This window comes from Methanobrevibacter sp., assembly GCF_036307625.1.
GTDB lineage: Archaea > Methanobacteriota > Methanobacteria > Methanobacteriales > Methanobacteriaceae > Methanocatella.
In genome coordinates this window covers 1-20,453 of sequence record NZ_JAXJXF010000060.1, presented here as the reverse complement: position 1 = coordinate 20,453, position 20,453 = coordinate 1, and the positions used below count along the sequence as shown (strand labels likewise).

Here is a 20,453-nt window from a genome sequence, read left to right as displayed (position 1 = left end):
TAAAATGGTATATCATGATGCTTTGCAGCTAGTGCCACCATAAAAGAACCGACTTTATTCACAACACCGCCTTTTGCTATTCTATCTGCACCAATAACAACTTTATCAATTTTACCTTGAGACATCAAAAATCCTGAAGCAACATCAGGAATCAGCTTAACGGGAATATTTTCTTGCTGCATTTCCCACACACTCAAACTAGCTCCCTGTCCTCTAGGACGAGTCTCATCACAAATCACATTAATGTTTTTGCCCTGCTCGTGTGCTGCCCTAATCACTCCCAAAGCAGTTCCATAGTCAACGCATGCAAGAGCTCCAGCATTACAATGGGTTAAAATTGTATCCCCTTCATCAATTACCTCAGCACCGAATTTTCCAATAGCTCTATTTGTTGCCATATCCTCATCATACATTGTTAAAGCTTCTTTTAAAGGGTCTTCACTATTCAATACTCTATCAACAGCCCAAAATAAATTAACTGCAGTTGGTCTTGCCGCTTTGATTTCACGAGCTGCCTTATCCAAATCAACACCTTCAATATCTGCAAGTGCCATTCCAAAGCCTGCAGTAACACCGATAGCCGGAGCGCCACGAACAATCATGTCACGAATAGCAACTATAACATCCTGATAATCTTCGCACCAAACATAAGTTAATTCATCAGGAAGTTTTGTTTGATCAATAAGTTTTAATTTATTATCTTCCCATTCAAGTGTTTTCATAACTTAACACCATGTAAAAAAAATCTTTTAAAAAATAGTTGAAAGCATAATTAATTGTTAGTTTCTAAGTCCAATTTATAGACAATTTTTAATTATGCCTTCCGCCTAATAATATCCAAAACGGATTGATTAGAGATGTAAAAAAATACATCTAATTTATAATTTTAACATACTAGTTTATAAACCTTTATACAAATCAAAGAATTTCAAATATTTTTAGAAAAACCTAAAAATATCATGCATTATCAGTCATAATAGGCACTACTTGTTTTTTACGTGATACAACGCCCTCAAGCAGTACAGTATTATCTTCTAATTTAACACCGTAGGCCTTTTCAACAAGACCTGCATCTTTACCAAGTGCGATTACCTGAGAGTTGCTGTTAACAATATCAGTGATTAAAAGCATGAATAAGTCCAATCCTTCATCATCAATGATTTTATTCATACCTTCTTCCAAATCTTCTTTCATTGCCATTACATCAGAAATATCTGCAGTATTTACCTGATTTACAATGGATTTTACATCTTTAAAGTCAATTTGTTTTGCATCCAATGATAAAATTTCATCGATTGAAAAACTGCTTAAATCAGTACCTGCCTTAAGCATTTCTAAACCATACTCTTCAGCATCTATTTCAGCAATTTTTGCAAGTTTTTCAACTGCCAATTTATCATCATCAGTTGTGGTTGGGGATTTTAAAAGTAAAGTGTCTGAAATAATTGCAGATAGCATCAAAGTTGCAATTTCCTTTGTTATTTCAACACCATTTTCTTCGTACAATTTACATAAAATTGTTTCGGTACAACCTACTGGCTCAAATCTTAAAAATAATGGATAAGAAGTTTCTAAAGCCAATTTATGATGGTCAACAACTTTCAATATATTTGCATTTTCCAAATTATCAACAGATTCTGCAGGAGAGTTATGATCAACCAAAATCACATTAGCCCCATCTTCTATATTCTCCAAAAGTTCGGGTGCTTCAATATTTAAATAATTTAAAATGAATTCAGTTTCTTTATTAATATTACCTAATCTGTAAGCTTTAGCTTCACTGTTACCTAATTCTTTTTCTAAATTAGTCATTACAATACTTGATGTAATTGAGTCACTATCAGGACTTTTATGTCCAAAAACATAAGTTTTAACCATATTATCGTTTCCTTTTTTATAAATTTATAAAATCAATATCAATATCAGTTATTAATTTATCTTTTTCATCTATATTTAATATTGCTATTGATGCATTTGTACCCCTCGCACTTCCAGGATTAATTAGCAACATGTCATCAATAATTTCCATATGAGATTTATGGGTATGGCCCGTGATAAGAATATCGGCATTGTATTTTTTTCCAAATTCATATAACTGGTCAAAATTAGCCGAAAAATTTGTTCCATGATTTAAAAGAATTTGAAAACTATTAACTGAAATAAACTCAGTATTTTCCAATTCAAACTTATCATTGTTTCCTTTTACGGCAGTTATTGGCGCAATTGTACTTAATTCATCTAAAACTTTTGGACTAGTAATATCTCCTGCATGGAAAATTAAATCCACATCCTGAAAATATTCAAAAATTTTTTCATTAAGTTTTCCCCTCTTTTCAGAAACGTGAGTATCAGAGATAATCCCTATTTTAACCATAATATCATATTTTAATGATTAAAAGAAAAAATTATTATAAAAAATAAAAAAATAGATTTAGTAATGACTTTGTGGAGTCATTCCTAAATGATGGTCTTCGCTTTTCTTACCAGGTATTCCATAAGCATCGGCTCTGCATTGAGTACATGCCCGGAATACAGGTATGATTTCTTCGACTTGTTCCCTGACGCTTTCCATCATTGAACAGTCTGGACGAGAATAATGTTTCATTTTAGCTAAAGGAATTAATGGTAAAATGTTCATTAAAGAAGCGCCCCTTTTTTTAACTTCCTTAGCAATTTCAACAATATGTTCATCATTTAATCCAGGAATTAATACTGAATTAACTTTAACAACCATACCGTTAGCTGCAGCTTTTTCAACACCATCCAATTGGTTTTTAATTAAAATTTCAACTGCCTCATAGCCTTTATATATTTTTCCCTCATATTTAATGAAAGAATAAATATCAACAGCAATATCCGGATCAATAGCATTTATAGTAACTGTAACAGAATTTACTCCAAGTTCTGCAAGTCTATCCGCATATTTTGGAAGTAAAAGACCGTTAGTACTCATACATTTAATCAAATCCGGTTGTTCTGTTGCTAATTTTTCGAAAAATTCGAATGTTTCTTCATTAGCAAGTGAATCACCAGGACCTGCAACTCCCACAACAGAAATTGGACCTTCTGCAGTAACATCATTAATATGATTAATAGCAGCTTCAGGATTCATAACGCAACTTGCAACACCAGGCCTATCTTCTTCATTGTTAATGTCCCTTGTACAGAAATTACAGAAGATATTACATTTTGGCGCTACAGGCACGTGTGCTCTACCGACTTTATCATGCATTTTTTCATTAAAACATGGATGTGCTTTTGTAATGTGTGCAAATCTTGAACCTTTATGATCAGCCATACTCTCACTTCCCCAATTATATAACTTCGTTAATTTGTATTGATACGAACAAATATATAAACTTTTCTACATACCTTCGCTTAACTCATCAATATATTCATGTGCTTTTTCAATCCATGCATCCTTAATTAACTCATCAGTAGCCACAACACAAACAATATCATCAGTTGACAAGTCTTTAATTATTTTAAATCCTTCAGGCAATATTCTAAAGATTGCATCATAAATACGTCTTTGTAAATTGGAATGAGGATCATCGACAACCAATGATGCTAAATCTGTATGGTCACCTTCAATTTCGAGTTGATACCTGTTTGGCTGATAAATTTCATCTCTTGAAAATCTTTTCCACAATTCTTTTAGGATATTAGGAAGATAATTCTCATTATCAATCAGAATCATGGTTTTATCATCATCCTTCATATATGTTAAATTAGCTACATCTTCAAATGCAATCGCTTTTGAAGTTTTTCTCATTTTAATAGCTAAGACAAATACAGGATCGTCCGGATTTACATAAGCTTTTAAATCATCGACTGATGCCCCAAGAACCAAATCCTGAAATATTTGTTTAATGATGATTTCATAAACTTCTGCTCCTTTTTCATCATAGCATTCAACTAACATTAAACCAACCCTTTATTTACTTATTATCTTGTCTATGTCCCATACCAGATACTAAAAGAGCTGCTCCGACAGCACCAATGTGTTGAGAGTATTCAGGCACAATAACTTCAATTCCACCTAAAGTTTCACTAACCGCCTCGACAAGACCGGAAATTAAACTAGTACCACCCACCTGAATCAAAGGTTCACGAATATCAATTTCCTGAAGTTGTTGTTCATAAACCTGTTCAGAAACGGAGTGACATGCTGCAGCCGCAACATCAGCTTTAGAACCTCCTGCTGCTAAAGTAGTAACAAGGTCCTGAATACCGAATACAATACAGTAAGAGTTCAACATTGCTTTTCTCCAATCACCTTGGACAGCTAGAGGACCCAATTCAGTAATGTCAACATCCAACCTACGTGAAGTCATGTCTAAAAATCTTCCGGATGCACCTGCACAGATACCACCCATAGTAAAGTTATCAGGAATACCGTTGTTTACGGTAATTACCTTGTTATCCATACCACCAATATCCAGTACAGTAGCTTCACCTTTTTGACAATCTGCTAAGTAAACCGCTCCTTTTGCATTAACAGACAACTCTTCTTGAATAAGTTCTGCACCGAACTCCTGACCCATAGTAAACCTACCATATCCAGTAGTTCCAATACCATCCACATCATCCCAACCATAATCAGTTTCGGAAAATGCTTCTGCAGCAGCAGTCTGTGCAGATTCAATAATATCTTTGGTAGATGTCCAACCAGTTCCAATAACCTGGTTATTTTCCATGAGCACTGCTTTGGTAGTTGTTGAACCGGAATCCAAACCAAGAGTAAGACCTTCTTGTTTTTCACGAGCAAGAATATTCCTACGAGTTACAGTAGTAGCTAATGCTTCCATACGAATGAATAACTCATCAGCTTTTGTTCTTTCAGTAAATGAATAGGTAACTACCGGAATACGAGTATTATTTTGAATAAAACGTCTGACTTCATTTCTAACCAATGCCGCTTCAGCACATCTAAAACAAGTTGCAATAAATACCGCATCCGGTTTTGATCTGCCTTCAACAATAGCCATAGCTCTTGCAATCATTAACTTTAAACTTGAACTTTGAGCTGAAAATCCAAATTTTTCATAAGACTCATCAATATAATCTAAATCAATTTCAGGAAGAACAATTTCTGCACCAAACTTATTTGCTGCCTTTTCAATCTCTTTTTGAATTCCACTATATTCTGTTCCGCATGAAACTAAAGCAATTTTAACCATATTATTATTCCTCCTCAGCAGTTTCTTCAAGTGAATCTACAAATTCATTTATTTTATTTACCATAACGTATGTTTCATCCTGATTGGTAGGATATGTAATTTCCAAAACAGGAATGCCCTTGTTTCTAAGTAAGAAAATGGACAATTCATTAGTTCTTGCACAACCAATACATCCAAAACCATAAGGAGCTCCATCAACCACAATAGCTGCTTCTGCATCATCTATAATCGGTCCAATAATGGACATTCTTCCACGAACACCTGATGGAACTTCAATTGCAGCATATTTAAGTCCTTTAATTGGATCTTCCTCGGTAATATTCATAGGAGGAGAATCAATTTCCGGATCTTTGATTTTTTGTCTAATTTGTTTTTGAAGAACTAAAGGAGTATGACCTTTTCTTTCAAGTAAATCTGCCAATATTAATGAATTTGGAGGATAAATAGCTATTTTAACCATGTTTTCACCTATCAATTATTTATTTTCTAAACATTCATCCATAATTTTTTTAAATTCGTCAACTTTAATCGGTTTTTTCTCTTCAACAGTAACCTCTTTAGGATTTTCCAAAGCTTCGGAAACAAAACCAAGTATTCTATATTCTTTTTCCATTTGGTGGAAACCTTCCCTAGGACCGAATCTGTGACCTCTACATCTTCTAGGGTCACCAGGAGCAAATCCTCTTTCTTTAGTGAAAATATGTGCAGGGTCAAGTTTTCTAATCTCCTCAATAGCTTTGTAAACATCTGCACTTTTACCACTAATCATAGATCCATAACAGGTGTTTTTAATTGTAAGAGGCAATCCAAGCATGTGGAATTCACTTACAACTTCCTGTTCACTCACGCGAGCTCCCGGCCCGATAAATATCATACGAGTAATTACATCAGGATCCCAATCTTCTTTACCTAAATCAGGACTCATGGTTAGATTCTGTGACATAAACTACAACTCCTTCTTTTAATTCTTCAAGACGGTCATAATCAGAAACAATATCACCAATGACATTGGTTGCTTCAAAAGATTCAGCTGTTGGACCATATTCAAAATTGTCTTCAAATCTAATACCAATCAGACCAGCACTTTTTGAAGCCATGTTTGTGATACCAATTTGACCTCTAATTACCTTATCAATAGGATTATTTTCAGGTATTAAACCTTTAGCAGCTTTTTTATCCCCTTCAAACATGACAATATGCATTCCAGGCACTGCAAAATGAACTTTAATTTGACCCACAGGATTTTCCAAAAGACCAGACAATAGTTTAAAGTACCTTACAGACCTTGGTGCGTTATCTGAAAATTTAATCCTGCATAATTCATCTTTGTTAATCGCTTTAGTTACAACTCTGCCTTCTTTTAATATGTCAATTGTATGTTTTGGAATTTGTTCAACAATTATAGCATCATCATCGACCAATCCATCAATCATATGCTCAACACCAGCTGAAGATAACATTTCGGTAGCTTCTTTTTGAGTTTTATTCAATAACATTAATCTTTTTTGTTCAGATTTAACAGTTATGAAATCATTTTCTTTAGCAATATCAATAATTTCCATACCTTTTACAATTTTACCCACAGTAGTATGATTTGGAGTTAAAACCCTATTTTCACGATAAACAAATAGCTTTCCAACACCGACACCATTATTCCTAACAGTAACAGTGCCTCTTGATCTCTGAGTGGTATGTTCTTGAGGTTTTTCCAAACCGGCCAATTCATAAAAACCTATGAATGATTCACTATCATAAGAAACTTTGATTCTACCATCCTTGATAATTGAAAACAAATGTTCAACGCAAATCGGTGAAGACTCATCAATATCAAAAGAGATATAAGTAAATAACTCATTTCCCTCTTCAAGAACAGTATTTAAATCAGAAACTGAAGAACTATCTGTTGTAGTACTTCTTTCGATGATTGGTTCAATACCCACAATAGAATCGTCATCAGTTAAATTATCTAAGGTTTTTTTACCACCGATAACACGTGCAAAAATACCTTTATTATGATTAGGTACACCATAAACATTTGTCGTATTATCTTTGAGCATTATTAAATGAGTAGACTCATTACTAAAACTAGATAAACTTAAAACAACATCCCCTTCAAAATACTTGAATTCCTCATGAGTAGGTTCTAAATCAGTGACAATAGGTCCGATAGCCACTTCAGTAGGAGTGGACCATCTAATATTCAAATCAACAAAGCCCTCATATTGATTTTTCCAAACATCAACTAAAGGCTTTGCTTCGTCGGATTCATCCAATTGTATAATTATAGAACCCTGATTTGTTTTAATTTTATACTTGTTAATATTCTTTTCAAGCTCTTTTTTACCTCTAATTAAACAAACAATACTACCAGGAGTATATGGAGCATTAGTTTCATCAATTACATCTTGAATTGTTGAAGCATCTGCCACATCCATTTCTTCTCCATTAATTTTGATTAACATACAATCTCCTAATAAGAATTTTTAATATTATATATTTATAATCTTTTTATATATTAAAATTATTTATTCAGTTTTAAAAAATTATATAAACACAGAGTGATAACAATAATAGTAGGAGATATAAATATGGCAGTTAAACGTAAACATATTTTTTCCTTATTCATAATATTGATATTAGCTATTGGAGCAATTTCATTTGCAAGCGCATACACTGGAACAGGATTTTCACATAATATTCCAAGTTCCAAATACTCAGACATGTCCGAATCAGATATCTTAAGCAAATACAGTGATACTGATTGCCATGTTGAAGAAAGTGCGGTGTGCACACAGGTCGTCGATGGAGATACAATATATTTGGACAACGGTGAAAAAGTACGTTTTGTTGGTGTCAACACACCTGAAAGAGGTGTTGAAGGATACATTGCATCTAAAAACTTTGTTCAAAAATTGTGCCTGGGAAAAACTGTAGGATTAGACATTGACGATTCAAAACACAATGACAAATATGGTCGTACATTAGCCGTTGTTATTGTTGATGGAAAAAATGTTAATGAAATGCTTTTAAAAGAAGGGCTCGCCGAGATTATGTATATGCCACCAAGTGAGTTCTATCCATATGACTGGGCCAATGGCAACACTCATGTTGCAGATACACACAGTTCATCTTCATCATCCAGCTCCAGCCATTCAAGCGATAGCTCTTCTTCAGGTTCTTCAGGATCAGGAAGTTATGTGGCCAATGCAAATACCGGAAAGTTCCACCTTGCAAGCTGCAACAGCGTATCTAAAATGTCTGAAGGAAATAAAATATTCTTATCAAGCAGGTCGGATGCTATAAACCAAGGATATGTACCTTGTAAAATATGCAATCCTTAATTTTTTTTATTAATATTTGGCCAAATAATTGTTTTTTCTAGCAATATTTGAATATAACAGTCCTAAAGAATAATTACCAATACTTTCCAATATTGGAATAACTATAGAGACATATATTAAAAATCCAACATATGGAATTTCAATTACCCATGCCGAAATAAATGTAAAAGCAACCACCAATATTGCCATGACTATTAACCATTTGATTATATTGAGTATTCCAATATTAAAAATATCCCTAATAACTTCATGGATTTTTAAGGCTTCCTTTAAACTATTTAAATATGCCAATCTAGCTTTGGCAAAAAATAACAAGAATTCAAATAGAGCATATATTATAAGAGCTATGAGGAAAAACACGCCTAATGTCAGTAAAAAACCAACAGACTTCATGTCAAATATATTCCTGACGGATATGCCCAAACCATATAAAAGAACGAAAAACAAGCATGCCGGCACAATCATATACACCATCCTCAATACCAATACCCTAAGAGAGTCACGAACAGTATTTCCAAAATCCAGTGAAGGAAACATGGAAGATTCATTTAAACCTATTTTAACCATAGAAAACAAATATCCCGGCACAATGAGAATAAATATGAAAAATCCAATCAAACCAATGATTGAAAGATATTTATTGTCTATCACCACACCTATTGGTATAATGGCTATTAAGATAAATAGAATAAAGAGAATCGGCAATTTCTTAATGTTTCTGAAAGGATACTTGAATGAGTTTGAAATAATCTTTCCAAAGTCCATCATTAACACCATACAAACTACATTTCATTTCCATTTTTTGCGATTGGTTGCACATAATCACTTAAAATAGGAATACCGGATTTTTTTCTTGATTGAAAACTTCTTCCTGTTCACCAGCATAATTTAATATAAGAGAATTGGAATCTGTTACCTCACCAACCACATTAGCTTCAATAGAAAATCCTGAAAGATACTCTTTAATATATTCACAGCAATCCTCATCAGCAGTAAATACAAATCCAGATCCAGGATATGACCTAAGCCAATCCGCCCATTCAACACTTTCATTTCTAGGAATATCTTCCAAATTAACAACAGCGCCTTTTTTTGATGTTTCTAAAAGCATTTCCAAAGTTCCAAGAATTCCAGGATTTGAAATGTCCTTACCTGATTTAATATAATCATGCTCCGCCAAATATTGGACTGCAGTAATCTGGTCCTGTACAAGTTGTGCATCTTTATCATAAGTTGTGTCCCAATTTAAACTAAACATTTCATGAGGTTTACCGTCCAGGTCAATTGCCACAATTACCTTATCTCCTACTTCAGCACCGAAACTGGTAATAATTTTATCTTTTTGTGCAATACCTACAATTGCCACACCTAAAGAATCGGAATCTCCATCAGGATGCAAATGTCCGCCAACCATAGGAACACCGAATTTCAAACATCCGTCTTTGATTCCTCTCAATAAATCTTCATAAATCCCATCATTGCTTATAGACATGATGTTAACCATAGCTAATGGTTTACCACCCATGGCAGCAATATCATTCACATTAACCAAAACTGCACAATATCCAGCCCAATATGGATTGACATTCATTATCTGTCCCCATATTCCATCAGCTGCAACCAATACGACCTGATTATTTCCGATATCTATCGCAGAAGCATCATCACCGATATCAATAACAACATTTCCGGAAACGTTATAAGATTCTTTTAAAAGAGAAATTACATTATTGATAGAACTTTTACGTGATACACCTTCAAATTCTTGAATTGTTTTTACAAGACTTTTCAAATCCACTCAAACACTTCCTGCCTAATCAATATAATTAATTTTATATTTACATTTAATATCTTTTATTATTCCAACGATTTTTTCTTCAAGTTGACCCATATCTGAAAAATCAGAGGAAATATGATTATCCCCAAATAATTTCATTTCAATAGCTTGACCACAGACATCATCAAAACCACTTTCAACCTCAAAAATGATAGAATTTTTAGCCTTAAATCCATCTTCCACAACCTTGTCCAAATCTCCATCAGTAATCCCAATTATAGGTATATCAAATCTATATAAAATATCCGAAGAAATTAAAGTAGTATCATCACCAATAGTTATTACAACATCACAATGCCTGAATTTATAAACATCCTCTCCAGCATGGTCTAAAAATGCAACTTCAAAATTGTCATTTTCTTCTCTTTTTAAAATCCTTGGAGAAACTTTGGATTTTCTTAAAAGACCAGTTTTAATTATTGCATTTTCAAGGTCCACTTCACCCAGTTTTTCAACACCATGACTTTTGAGAGTGCCTCCCACAATATCAACAATAACATCATCCTTTGCAATCAATATAAGTTTATCCGAGTTGGTTTTACCAATAACTACACTATTTACCATGATATTTTCATTGGGACTTACGCCATGAACAATTCTATGGGTTTGATTATCACAAACATTATCCTGCCTAATATGGTTGTCGTAAACCTCTTTTGGAGTTATTAAATTCAGATTTAATCTTTGAGACAATTCACCAGTCAATTCAGAATTCCCATTCCATTGAATAATGCTGCCATCTTTTTCACCAGGACGTTCAATTTGAATAACTGGAATCCTATTATCATCAATTTTATCAGCATAATGATTATAAACCTTATATCCAAAAACCTGACCAGTTACATCAGATTTACCATAATTAAGTAAAAAAATCATATCAACATCATCATCGTGAAATATCTTTAACGAATCGCTTGGAACCAATTTTTTTCTTATATTGATTATATTTTCCAAACTAGCATCAATAACTGCTGTCCTGCCCATTGTTCCGCCCAATCTTGCAGTAACATCCCCATATTCATCAAGCAAATTTATCAATTTTAAAGCATAACCAGAATCGATTATATTTGGACCATGGACAACAACACCAATCCTCATTTATTCACCTTAATTCTTTTTTTAAATATTTTTGATCCGCAAATTTCACAATCATCAAAAGGATAATCGTCATCATATTCCTTTTTACAACCTTCACAAACTTTTTTCCAATTGTAAATTCCTTTAATCCCTTCAGTAATAATCCCAGAATATGGAATATTCATTATCTTTAATGTATTCTGAATCGAATAATCATCTGTAATAACTTTTACATCCTTACCTTCATCACACATCATATAAGCGAGAGAAATCAATTTTTTATCAGGAAATGATAATCTTAAACTATCTCCGGATTTGGATATTATTTCATCCACCAGTTTTAAATATTTCTCCGGAACATCCTGAATAATCAAACGACTTTCATCAATTGCCTCATCAAATTTTAAACGTGACTCAAAATCTTTAATTTCAAAAGTAATTTCGGGGACTGTGAAATTATTTTTAGAATCCAATTGAAATCCATTAATAAATGCCGATGCATCCAACACATAAAAAATTTCCATGTAATTATCTTTATTTTACAGAATTAATAAAACTTGGGAAATTTTTATGAGAAAAAACTTGTCAAATTTTACCATGAAATTTGGAGGGAATTGGTAGGGAAATTGGGGGGAATTGGTAGTGAATTGGTAGGGAAATTGGGGGGAATTATGGGGGAATTGATAGGGAATTGGTAGGGAATTGGTAGGGAATTGTTAAAAAAGCTATTTAACACTAAACAATTAAATTTGATATTGAAAGAAAGATTCATGAAAAATTAATTACATTTTTATGAATTTTTAATGGAGGTTGAATACATGATAAGTCAATATGACCTAAATAGTGAAATCAAATTCTTTGCAAAATCCGAAATACGGCTGAAAATTTTAAGTGAACTACAAAAAGAACCAAAATCTGTAAAGGAACTTGTAAACAAGACAAATATAACTTACAGTTCCATATCAAGCAATCTGGTAAAACTTGAGGAGCGTGACTATGTTACCAAAAAGAAAAATAAATACCACATAAATACATTGAGTGAAATATATTACAATCAACTGATGGAGTTTAAAAACAGCGTTGATTTAATTAACAATTTCAATGAATTTTGGAATAAGCATAACATTAATCAACTAAGCATTAATTCAATGCAAAACATAAATGATTTAAAAAATTCAGAACTGGTGGAAACTACACCATTAGATATCTACAGAACACACAACACAATTAAAGAGAATATACTGCAGTCTAAAACCATTAAAGCAATATTTCCATATCTCCATCCAGATTATCCTCTATTGATAGAAAATATTATAGAAGAAAACGGCAATGTCGAAATAATTATTCCAAAGAACATGTTCAACGGAATAATTTCTGAAATTGACAAAGACAAGAGAAAAGCTGCAGTAAAGAATGGAAACCTAAAAGTACATACCACCACAAAAGAATTAAACTTGTATTTGATAATTTGTGATGAAACCATGAGCTTAGGACTGTTTAAAAGTGACGGCAGTTTTGACCAGAATAGATTATTGACCTCTTCTTGTGAAAAGTCACAAAAATGGGCAAATGATCTTTTTAACTTTATAAAAGACGAAGTGTGATACGTATGACAAATTTACAGACTAAACAAGAATTAAACAACGAATTTAAAAATATAAAATACATATTGACTTCAACCATGCGTTCTAAACTAATTTTAGCAATGTATAATGCACCAAGAAATTTAGAGGAACTGAGAAATGAACTGAAAAAACCTTCGGCCACAATATTGCATGGACTTAAAGAACTAGAGACAAAAAATATAATCAACAAAGTTCAAAAACAATATCAGTTAACATCCCATGGATATCTACTCGCTACTAACATGATCAAACTTATTGAAAATTGGTCATCAATCAATAACAATACTTCTTTTTGGGACAATCATGACCTCAATGACATTCCACAGGAACTGCTCAAAAACATGCATTTATTAAAAGATGCTACATACATTACATCAACCACAAGTGATTTATCGAACGCATTCAACAAATATCTGAAATTAATATCCACATCAAGCGAGTTAAAGATAATACTGCCAATATATTCTGAAAATCACATTAAGCACATGATTGAACTTTTAGATAAAAATAAATTAAAATATCTGGAGTTGATTATCAGTGAAGACATATTAAAATCTATTAAATCAAATAAAAGTTTTAAAGAACACTTACTTGGAAATAAAAAAGTGAAAATTATACCAATAAAAAAAAATTTGAAGATATTTTTAACTTATTCAGCGAATTTCATATCATTGACCCTGTTTTTTAAAGATGGACACTATGATGATTCTCAAATCTTGATTGGAGAATCAGAAGACACACTCAAATGGGGTTCAAAATTATATGAAAAATATATAAAATAATGAAGGGAAATCATTATGAACCAGGTTATAAAAGATTTAAATGAACTATTAATAATGAGAAAAGGAGGAAAAACAACAATCGAAATTATAGACCAATTACTGGAACGTCCACATAACGCAAATCAATTGTCCCATAAATTGGGAATAACATACAAAACAACAGTATATCATATAAAAATTATGGAAGAAATGGACTTTATCGTTAGAGATGGAGACCATTACGGAGCACTATACTACCTGACGGAAAAATTAACAAATAATATATCTGACTACAACCAAATTAAGAAATGTTTAAAATAGATTTAAGTGGGATAAATAATGAAAAGTGAAACTTCAAACGAACATCAAAAAAAATCATCTAATGATATTAGCTGCGGAATAATAACATTAAGCGACAGTAGAAAATCAGAAAAGGCAGACTTATCTGGCAAATATATAGCCAATGAAATTGAATCAAGATACACCCTAAAATCCAAAAAAATAATTCCTGACGAAAAGGAAGATTTAATTAAATCAATTAATGAAATGATTAATGAAAATATTGATGTAATTTTAACTACTGGTGGAACAGGGCTTGACTCTCGTGACATCACAGTTGAAACGGTTGAATCACTTTTTGAAAAGAGAATTGAGGGTTTTGGAGAACTATTTAGAGCTAAATCCTACGAGGAAATTGGTGCTGCTGCACTACTTTCCAGAGCTACTGCAGGAATTTACAAAAAAACTGCAATTTTTTCAATGCCCGGTTCTCCCAATGCAGTAAAAACTGCATGCAATATCATTATAGAGGAACTGCCCCATGTGGTTCATCATATTAAAAAATAGGATTTAAATGATGAAATTAATTTTTCATCATTTATTTCTTAAAAAAATTCATCAACACTTATTAAAGGCTCAAGTGTTATGCCTTCTTTTTCAAATTCTTCGATAGCACCTTCTTGTCTATCAACTACAACAAAAGCTCTTTTTACATTACCGCCATTTTCCTGTATGGCTTTAATCGCTTTTAAAAGTGATCCTCCAGTAGTAGAAACATCTTCGACAACAATTACATCATCACCTTCTAAAAGTTCGCCTTCAATTAGTTTTGAAGTACCATATCCTTTCTTTTCTTTACGAATCATCAATAACGGAAGTTTTGATTCCAGAGAAACTGCAGTAGCTATAGGAACTGCTCCCAAAGCGGGACCTGCAACTTTATCAATATCATCATTTTTAATTTGGTCAGTGATTAACTTAGAAATGGTGGATAATATTTCAGGTTCAGTAATAGCTTTTTTCATATTAATGTAATAGTTACTTTTTTTACCTGAAGATAATGTAAAGTCACCTTCAAGAAAAACTTCATTTTCCTTTAATAACTCAATTAAATATTCTTTAGAAACCATATTAATCAATTATATATCGTCTTCGCCTTTAAGTAAAACTTTATCCCCAATTACTTTTATTAATTCAATCGGAATGACATTTTCACTAGCTTTGATTTGTTCTGAAAAACCAGTTTTTTTAATTACGATGTCAGTTAATTCAAAGGTATCCTTATCAAAAATAGCATCACTAATTTTTCCAACTATTTGGATATCTGCATCGATAACTTCTTTTCCACATAATTCATCTTTAATTTTCATGAAAAATCACCTATACATATTTTGTACATTCAATTTAAAATACATTTACCTTCATTATTCAAACATTAATCAAATTACATACTAATTTATCAACTTGAATACAACATTTAGAGCAACAAAATAATTCAAACGGGAAATGAAAAATTGTATTAAATATAAACAACATAATAACAATATTGATTTCAAGGTGAATACATGAATGAAAAAACATACACAGTATCCGAAATAAATTCACTAATTAATCGTAAATTAAAAATGGATCCAAACTTTAAAAACATATTAGTTAAAGGAGAAATTTCTAATTTCAAAACTAATGCCTTTAGTGGACATAGTTATTTTACTCTAAAGGACGAGAACTCACAAATCGATGCAGTGATGTTTAAAGGCATGAAAGATAGATTCCTTGAATTTGAACCGGAAGATGGTATGAAAGTAATTATCAAAGGGAAAATTGAAGTTTATGTAAAAAACGGCAAATATCAATTATATGCCACCAAAATCACCGAAGACGGAGTTGGAAATTTACATGTTGCTTTTGAACAATTGAAAAAGAAACTTAAAAAAGAAGGATTGTTTGATGATTCCCATAAAAAAGAAATACCAAAATACCCAAAACATATTGGAGTTGTTACAGCATCAACCGGAGCTGCAATAAAGGACATCATTACAACAATCAAAAGAAGATATCCCATTTGTAAAATACTTATTTTTCCAACACTCGTTCAAGGAGATCAAGCCGCTGCTAAAATTGTAAAGCAAATAAAATATGCTCAAAACTATGACCTAGATACATTAATCATAGGACGGGGCGGGGGAAGCATTGAAGATTTATGGCCTTTTAATGAAGAAATTGTTGCACGTGAAATTTATGACTGTAAAATACCAGTCATAAGTGCAGTAGGTCACGAAGTTGACTTTACAATTTCTGATTTTGTAGCCGATAAGCGTGCACCCACACCAACTGCAGCTGCAGAACTTGCAGTGCCGAAATTAAGTGAAGTGAACTTCAGATTGGATACACTGAAAAGTAAATTGACTAAAAATATTAATGACAATATTAGCGAAAAAAGGTTAATACTGAATCATATTTCCAAAAAACAAGTTTTGAAAAATCCCGAAGAAATATATTCAATAAAAGGAATGCATTTGGACAACTTGATAAACAAGCTAAATTATGCATCCAAAAATACAATTTCGCAAAATAGAAACAAGTTGTTTAAATTGGAAAACTCAATTGTTTTGAAAAATCCAAGTGAAATAACAAAGCACAAACGAGAAGCCTATTTGAGAAATTTTGAAAAACTGGAAATTTTAAATCCTCTTTTAACATTGAAAAGGGGTTATTCAATCACCAAATCAAATGACAAAATTGTGTCAAGTGCAAAAGATGTTAAATCTGGTGATGAATTGGACATTGAATTTGATGACGGAACCGTTAATACAAAGGTGATATAATGGAAAATTTGACTTTTGAGGAAAGCTTAGAAAAATTAGAAGAAATTGTTAACAAATTGGAAAATGGAGATGTGCCACTAGACGATGCCATTGAAGAATTTAAAAAAGCTATGGACCTAGTTAAAATTTGTAATGACAAATTAAACACTGCAGAAGAATCAATAGCAAAAATCGTGCAAGAAAATGGAGAAATAATCGATTTTAATGTGAGTGAATAAAATAGTTTATCCAATAATCTAAAAGTTTTTTTACAGGATAACTATCACATTCCTCTTTTATTTTTAAAGCCAAATCATAGGCATTTTGTTTTTCAATCAAACCTAAATTCATTTCATCAATTAGATTTAAAATTGAAGTTGTGATAGCTACATTTTCTTGTTTTTTAGAGTCAATTTGAAGTTGCTTTAGAAATTCTAATTTGTTACAATCCAAATTATTATAAAATTCATCAATACCCAAGGAATACCTATTTAAACGAACTAATACATTTGATTGGGATTTCCTTGTAATCCACACCTGTTTTCCGATTGCCTTTTCAACTGATTCAATTACACATTTTCCAATCAGTTCACCCAATTTCGAATGTTTATCTGCATTTTTTAAATTATTGTCAGATTCCAAATTAGAGAAAATGCAAACACCATCAGTTCCAGTACCAGTGGCATAATTATTTGAATATTGAGAAGGAATTTTCAGATCGTTTAATGCTACAGTTTTTGCTTCAATTGCAACCATCAAAGCATGAGCCAAAACATCATGATTCAGATGAGAATTAATTAAAATTATTGTATTGATTGTTCCGAAGCTTCCGTTTTCTTCGTAATATGCAGCCTCATCACCAGCACATACGGCATTAGTTCTAACACCAGCAGTTGTAACTGCAATCACTTCAATAGATTTATACTCTTTTACAACTATGCTGACATTTTTCATTTCAGCCAAGGTTATGAGACCTGTGGAGTAATTAAAATCAATATCTAAATTTTCACATTCATTAATCAGGTACTGACCAACATCATGATTTTCCAAATAGTCAATTTTATCCTGTGACAAGTGCTGGTTGAAAACAGATTTATATAAGTCATGACTTCCACCGTTCAATTCAGATGTGGAAATTCCATTACGATTGACTCCAAATTTAATTAAAATAGTATCTTTTAAATAAAAAAATTCATCACCAAGTGATGTTTTGAATATGAGTCTATCAGAATACATAAAAAAAATAAAAAAAGAAAAGAAATTATAAAAAATTTCTTATATTTACATCATTGGAGGCATTCCGCCCATTGCGGAAGGGTCCATACCCATGTCTTCTGGGCCTTTGGTTGATGCAATTACATCATCGATTCTTAAAATCATTTCAGCTGCTTCAGATGCAGATTGGATAGCTTGTTTTTTGACACGTTTTGGTTCAATTACGCCAGCTTCTTTCATGTCTGCTACTTCACCAGTGAATACATCTAATCCCATGTAGTAGGAGTCTTCTTGTGCAGCTCTTAAGTCTACTAATGAGTCGATGCTGTCTAAACCTGCGTTTTCTGCTAAGGTTTTTGGTACGATTTCTAAAGCTTCTGCAAATGCGTTTACAGCTAATTGTTCTCTTCCAGAAATGGATTCTGCGTAATCTTTGAGTTGTTTAGCCATTGCAATTTCAGGAGCTCCTCCACCAGCAACAACTTTGTCATCTTCTACAGTAGCTGCTACAACACCGATTGCGTCTTCAATTGCTCTTACAATTTCATCCACAATGTGTTTGGTACTTCCTCTTACGAATAAGGTTACGGATTTAGCTCCGCTACATTCTTCAACAAAGATCATGTCTTCACCGGAGATTTTTCTTTCTTCTACGATTCCAGCATCACCTAAGTCATCAGCGGTTAAGTCATCTAAGTTTGTAACTACGTTAGCGCCAGTAGCTCTGGATAATTTTTCGATGTCTGATTTTTTAACTCTTCTTACAGCTAAAACGCCAGCTTTGGATAAGTAATGTTGTGCTAAGTCGTCAATACCTTTTTGTGCGAATAATACATTTGCACCAGCAGCAACAACTTTGTCAACCATGTCTTTAACCATTTTTTCTTCTTGTTCGATGAAAGCTTGCATTTGAGCAGGATCAGTAATAGTGATTTCTGCATCCATTTCAGTTTCTTTTACTTCTAATGGAGCGTTGACTAATGCGATTTTAGCGCCTTTGATTTCAGATGGCATACCTGGGTGTACTCTTTCTTTGTCTACAATTACACCTTCAACTAAGTTGGATTCTTCAACAACAGCACCATCTTTTTTCTCGATTTTAATATTGTCGATGTCAACTTCACCGTCATCTTCTACTGCTTCTACAGCGTCAACAATTAATTTTGCTAATGGTTGACGTGCTGCTTCAGTTCCTTTACCAGTCATAGCAGTCATAGCTACTTTTAATAAAGTTTCGGAATCTACATCATCGATTGCGATTTCATCTAATATTTCTTGTGCTTTTTCAGCAGCTTTTCTGTAACCCATAGCTATGATTGTTGGGTGAATGTCTGAATCGAGTAAGTTTTCGGATTTTTTTAATAATTCTCCAGCAATGATTACTGCAGTAGTAGTTCCATCTCCAACTTCGTCTTCTTGGGTTTTTGCTACTTCTACGAGCATTTTTGCTGCTGGATGTTCAATATCCATTTCTTTTAAGATTGTTACACCATCGTTGGTTACTACAATATCACCAAGTCCGTCAACTAACATTTTGTCCATTCCTTTTGGACCTAAAGTAGTTCTTACAGTTTCAGCTAATACTTTTCCAGCTAAAATGTTATTTCTTTGTGCATCTCTACCGACAGACCTGTTAGTACCTTCAGGTAAAATAAAAATTGGTTGTCCTTGTGCCATTAATAATCACCTTTTTTTAATTTTATAAAATAATTAGATCAGTTTAAATATCAACATGAGAAAATAAGTTTTAGTGTTGACTAAACCTTTCTACATAATACATGAGTTTAAGGTTATATAAATACTTTATGGTATAAAGTAAATAAAAGTAAGAAAAAAGCAAATCAAAATATTTTCAAAAAATTACGCCCCAAAATATGACAATATCCTCCAAGTATTTTAATAATAACAACCTAAACTATGAAGATAATTGTATACACCATAGATTATATGACACATATCTATTCTAAAATATATAAGTCACAACAACATATAGATTCGATGTTGAAAAAAGTAGAATTATGCAAAAACAATTATAAAAAATATTAAAAAAAAGCAAAGAAAAGATAGATAAAAATTATCTACCCTGTTTTTTCTCCAATCTGAAAGGTGGAGTTGAATCCATAGTTTCATAAGCTTCTTGTTCTTCTTGAAGCTCATTGAAGAAAGTATTAATCTCTTCCAACCTTTTAATTTTATCATTTTTCCTATTCAACTCATTTTGAAGTTTAAGATAATCCTCTTTAGGAATGGTTTGTTCCCTCAAATATTTCAGTTCACTATCCTTGGTGTTAATTTCACTTTCCAATTTGGTTTGAAGTGAAACATAATCTT

At 32.3% G+C, this 20,453-nt stretch carries 24 protein-coding genes and 2 pseudogenes; 8 read left to right on the top strand and 18 right to left on the bottom strand.

Annotation, left to right across the window (positions count from 1 at the left end; genetic code table 11):
* The 9 genes from UIB65_RS03590 to UIB65_RS03550 form a co-directional block, all read right to left on the bottom strand.
* On the bottom strand, positions 1–722 hold a 722-nt coding region (locus UIB65_RS03590), incomplete at its 3' end, for a s-methyl-5-thioribose-1-phosphate isomerase (protein ID WP_330039755.1).
* A gap of 235 nt (positions 723–957) precedes the next feature.
* Positions 958–1,878 (bottom strand): manganese-dependent inorganic pyrophosphatase, encoded by a 921-nt coding sequence (locus tag UIB65_RS03585; RefSeq protein WP_330039754.1) that lies wholly within the window; start codon positions 1,876–1,878, stop codon positions 958–960.
* Between the two features lie 16 nt (positions 1,879–1,894).
* Positions 1,895–2,374, bottom strand: coding sequence for a metallophosphoesterase (locus UIB65_RS03580; RefSeq protein WP_330039753.1), 480 nt, complete (start codon positions 2,372–2,374; stop codon positions 1,895–1,897).
* A 57-nt stretch (positions 2,375–2,431) separates the two neighbouring features.
* Positions 2,432–3,298, bottom strand: a complete 867-nt coding sequence (locus UIB65_RS03575; RefSeq protein WP_330039752.1) for a radical SAM protein — start codon at positions 3,296–3,298, stop codon at positions 2,432–2,434.
* Between the two features lie 66 nt (positions 3,299–3,364).
* On the bottom strand, positions 3,365–3,925 hold the full coding sequence (locus UIB65_RS03570) for a methanogenesis marker 17 protein (RefSeq protein WP_330039751.1): 561 nt from the start codon (positions 3,923–3,925) through the stop codon (positions 3,365–3,367).
* Between the two features lie 16 nt (positions 3,926–3,941).
* Positions 3,942–5,183, bottom strand: a complete 1,242-nt coding sequence (locus UIB65_RS03565; protein WP_330039750.1) for a methanogenesis marker 15 protein — start codon at positions 5,181–5,183, stop codon at positions 3,942–3,944.
* A gap of 4 nt (positions 5,184–5,187) precedes the next feature.
* Positions 5,188–5,643, bottom strand: coding sequence for a methanogenesis marker 5 protein (locus UIB65_RS03560; RefSeq protein WP_330039749.1), 456 nt, complete (start codon positions 5,641–5,643; stop codon positions 5,188–5,190).
* A gap of 15 nt (positions 5,644–5,658) precedes the next feature.
* A complete protein-coding gene (locus tag UIB65_RS03555) occupies positions 5,659–6,126 on the bottom strand; it encodes a methanogenesis marker 6 protein (protein WP_296804386.1) in 468 nt (155 codons plus the stop codon).
* Positions 6,098–7,645, bottom strand: a complete 1,548-nt coding sequence (locus UIB65_RS03550; RefSeq protein ID WP_330039748.1) for a methanogenesis marker 3 protein — start codon at positions 7,643–7,645, stop codon at positions 6,098–6,100. The genes UIB65_RS03555 and UIB65_RS03550 overlap by 29 nt, the downstream gene beginning before the upstream one ends.
* Positions 7,646–7,903: 258 nt before the next feature.
* Here UIB65_RS03550 and UIB65_RS03545 point away from each other — a divergent pair.
* Positions 7,904–8,257 (top strand): annotated as a pseudogene (locus UIB65_RS03545) (thermonuclease family protein); the annotation flags it as partial.
* A complete protein-coding gene (locus tag UIB65_RS03540) occupies positions 8,234–8,524 on the top strand; it encodes an Ada metal-binding domain-containing protein (protein ID WP_330039756.1) in 291 nt (96 codons plus the stop codon). The pseudogene UIB65_RS03545 and the gene UIB65_RS03540, both read left to right, overlap by 24 nt.
* Before the next feature lie 9 nt (positions 8,525–8,533).
* Here the strand turns inward: UIB65_RS03540 and UIB65_RS03535 are convergent, their stop codons facing one another.
* The 4 genes from UIB65_RS03535 to UIB65_RS03520 all read right to left on the bottom strand — a co-directional run bounded on the left by UIB65_RS03535 (position 8,534) and on the right by UIB65_RS03520 (position 11,962).
* A complete protein-coding gene (locus UIB65_RS03535) occupies positions 8,534–9,289 on the bottom strand; it encodes a DUF4013 domain-containing protein (protein WP_330039747.1) in 756 nt (251 codons plus the stop codon).
* Between the two features lie 61 nt (positions 9,290–9,350).
* Positions 9,351–10,322 carry a methanogenesis marker 2 protein gene (locus tag UIB65_RS03530; RefSeq protein ID WP_330039746.1) on the bottom strand — a complete coding sequence of 324 codons (972 nt, stop codon included), beginning with the start codon at positions 10,320–10,322 and terminating at the stop codon, positions 9,351–9,353.
* A 15-nt stretch (positions 10,323–10,337) separates the two neighbouring features.
* A complete protein-coding gene (locus tag UIB65_RS03525) occupies positions 10,338–11,459 on the bottom strand; it encodes a DUF2117 domain-containing protein (RefSeq protein WP_330039745.1) in 1,122 nt (373 codons plus the stop codon).
* Positions 11,456–11,962, bottom strand: a complete 507-nt coding sequence (locus UIB65_RS03520; protein WP_330039744.1) for a ribonuclease VapC — start codon at positions 11,960–11,962, stop codon at positions 11,456–11,458. The genes UIB65_RS03525 and UIB65_RS03520 overlap by 4 nt, the downstream gene beginning before the upstream one ends.
* 294 nt (positions 11,963–12,256) lie before the next feature.
* On the opposite strand from UIB65_RS03520, the gene UIB65_RS03515 reads away from it, so the two are divergent.
* The 4 genes from UIB65_RS03515 to UIB65_RS03500 are packed head-to-tail and all read left to right on the top strand — an operon-like array spanning position 12,257 to position 14,670.
* A complete protein-coding gene (locus UIB65_RS03515) occupies positions 12,257–13,042 on the top strand; it encodes a transcriptional regulator FilR1 domain-containing protein (protein ID WP_330039743.1) in 786 nt (261 codons plus the stop codon).
* 5 nt (positions 13,043–13,047) lie between these two features.
* Complete coding sequence (locus UIB65_RS03510; protein ID WP_330039742.1) at positions 13,048–13,845, top strand: transcriptional regulator FilR1 domain-containing protein; 798 nt, start codon at positions 13,048–13,050, stop codon at positions 13,843–13,845.
* 54 nt (positions 13,846–13,899) lie between these two features.
* Positions 13,900–14,145: a winged helix-turn-helix domain-containing protein gene (locus UIB65_RS03505; RefSeq protein ID WP_330039741.1), complete on the top strand. Its 246-nt coding sequence runs from the start codon at positions 13,900–13,902 to the stop codon at positions 14,143–14,145.
* Positions 14,146–14,163: 18 nt separating this feature from the next.
* Positions 14,164–14,670, top strand: a complete 507-nt coding sequence (locus UIB65_RS03500) for a MogA/MoaB family molybdenum cofactor biosynthesis protein (RefSeq protein WP_330039740.1) — start codon at positions 14,164–14,166, stop codon at positions 14,668–14,670.
* A gap of 38 nt (positions 14,671–14,708) precedes the next feature.
* On the opposite strand, the gene pyrE is transcribed toward UIB65_RS03500, so the two are convergent.
* Positions 14,709–15,233, bottom strand: coding sequence for an orotate phosphoribosyltransferase (gene pyrE / locus UIB65_RS03495; RefSeq protein WP_330039739.1), 525 nt, complete (start codon positions 15,231–15,233; stop codon positions 14,709–14,711).
* A 9-nt stretch (positions 15,234–15,242) separates the two neighbouring features.
* Positions 15,243–15,473, bottom strand: coding sequence for a PRC-barrel domain-containing protein (locus UIB65_RS03490; RefSeq protein WP_330039738.1), 231 nt, complete (start codon positions 15,471–15,473; stop codon positions 15,243–15,245).
* A 195-nt stretch (positions 15,474–15,668) separates the two neighbouring features.
* Here UIB65_RS03490 and xseA point away from each other — a divergent pair, with 195 nt between their 5' ends.
* Positions 15,669–16,928 carry an exodeoxyribonuclease VII large subunit gene (gene xseA / locus UIB65_RS03485; RefSeq protein ID WP_330039737.1) on the top strand — a complete coding sequence of 420 codons (1,260 nt, stop codon included), beginning with the start codon at positions 15,669–15,671 and terminating at the stop codon, positions 16,926–16,928.
* On the top strand, positions 16,928–17,146 hold the full coding sequence (locus tag UIB65_RS03480) for an exodeoxyribonuclease VII small subunit (RefSeq protein ID WP_330039736.1): 219 nt from the start codon (positions 16,928–16,930) through the stop codon (positions 17,144–17,146). Before xseA ends, UIB65_RS03480 begins: the two co-directional genes overlap by 1 nt.
* Here UIB65_RS03480 and UIB65_RS03475 read toward each other — a convergent pair.
* The 3 genes and pseudogenes from UIB65_RS03475 to UIB65_RS03465 all read right to left on the bottom strand — a co-directional run.
* On the bottom strand, positions 17,130–18,143 hold the full coding sequence (locus tag UIB65_RS03475; protein ID WP_330039735.1) for an adenosylcobinamide amidohydrolase: 1,014 nt from the start codon (positions 18,141–18,143) through the stop codon (positions 17,130–17,132). The two genes, UIB65_RS03480 and UIB65_RS03475, sit on opposite strands and share 17 nt — an antisense overlap.
* A gap of 45 nt (positions 18,144–18,188) precedes the next feature.
* A complete protein-coding gene (thsA, locus tag UIB65_RS03470; RefSeq protein WP_330039734.1) occupies positions 18,189–19,799 on the bottom strand; it encodes a thermosome subunit alpha in 1,611 nt (536 codons plus the stop codon).
* Between the two features lie 397 nt (positions 19,800–20,196).
* Positions 20,197–20,453 (bottom strand): annotated as a pseudogene (locus tag UIB65_RS03465) (hypothetical protein); the annotation flags it as partial.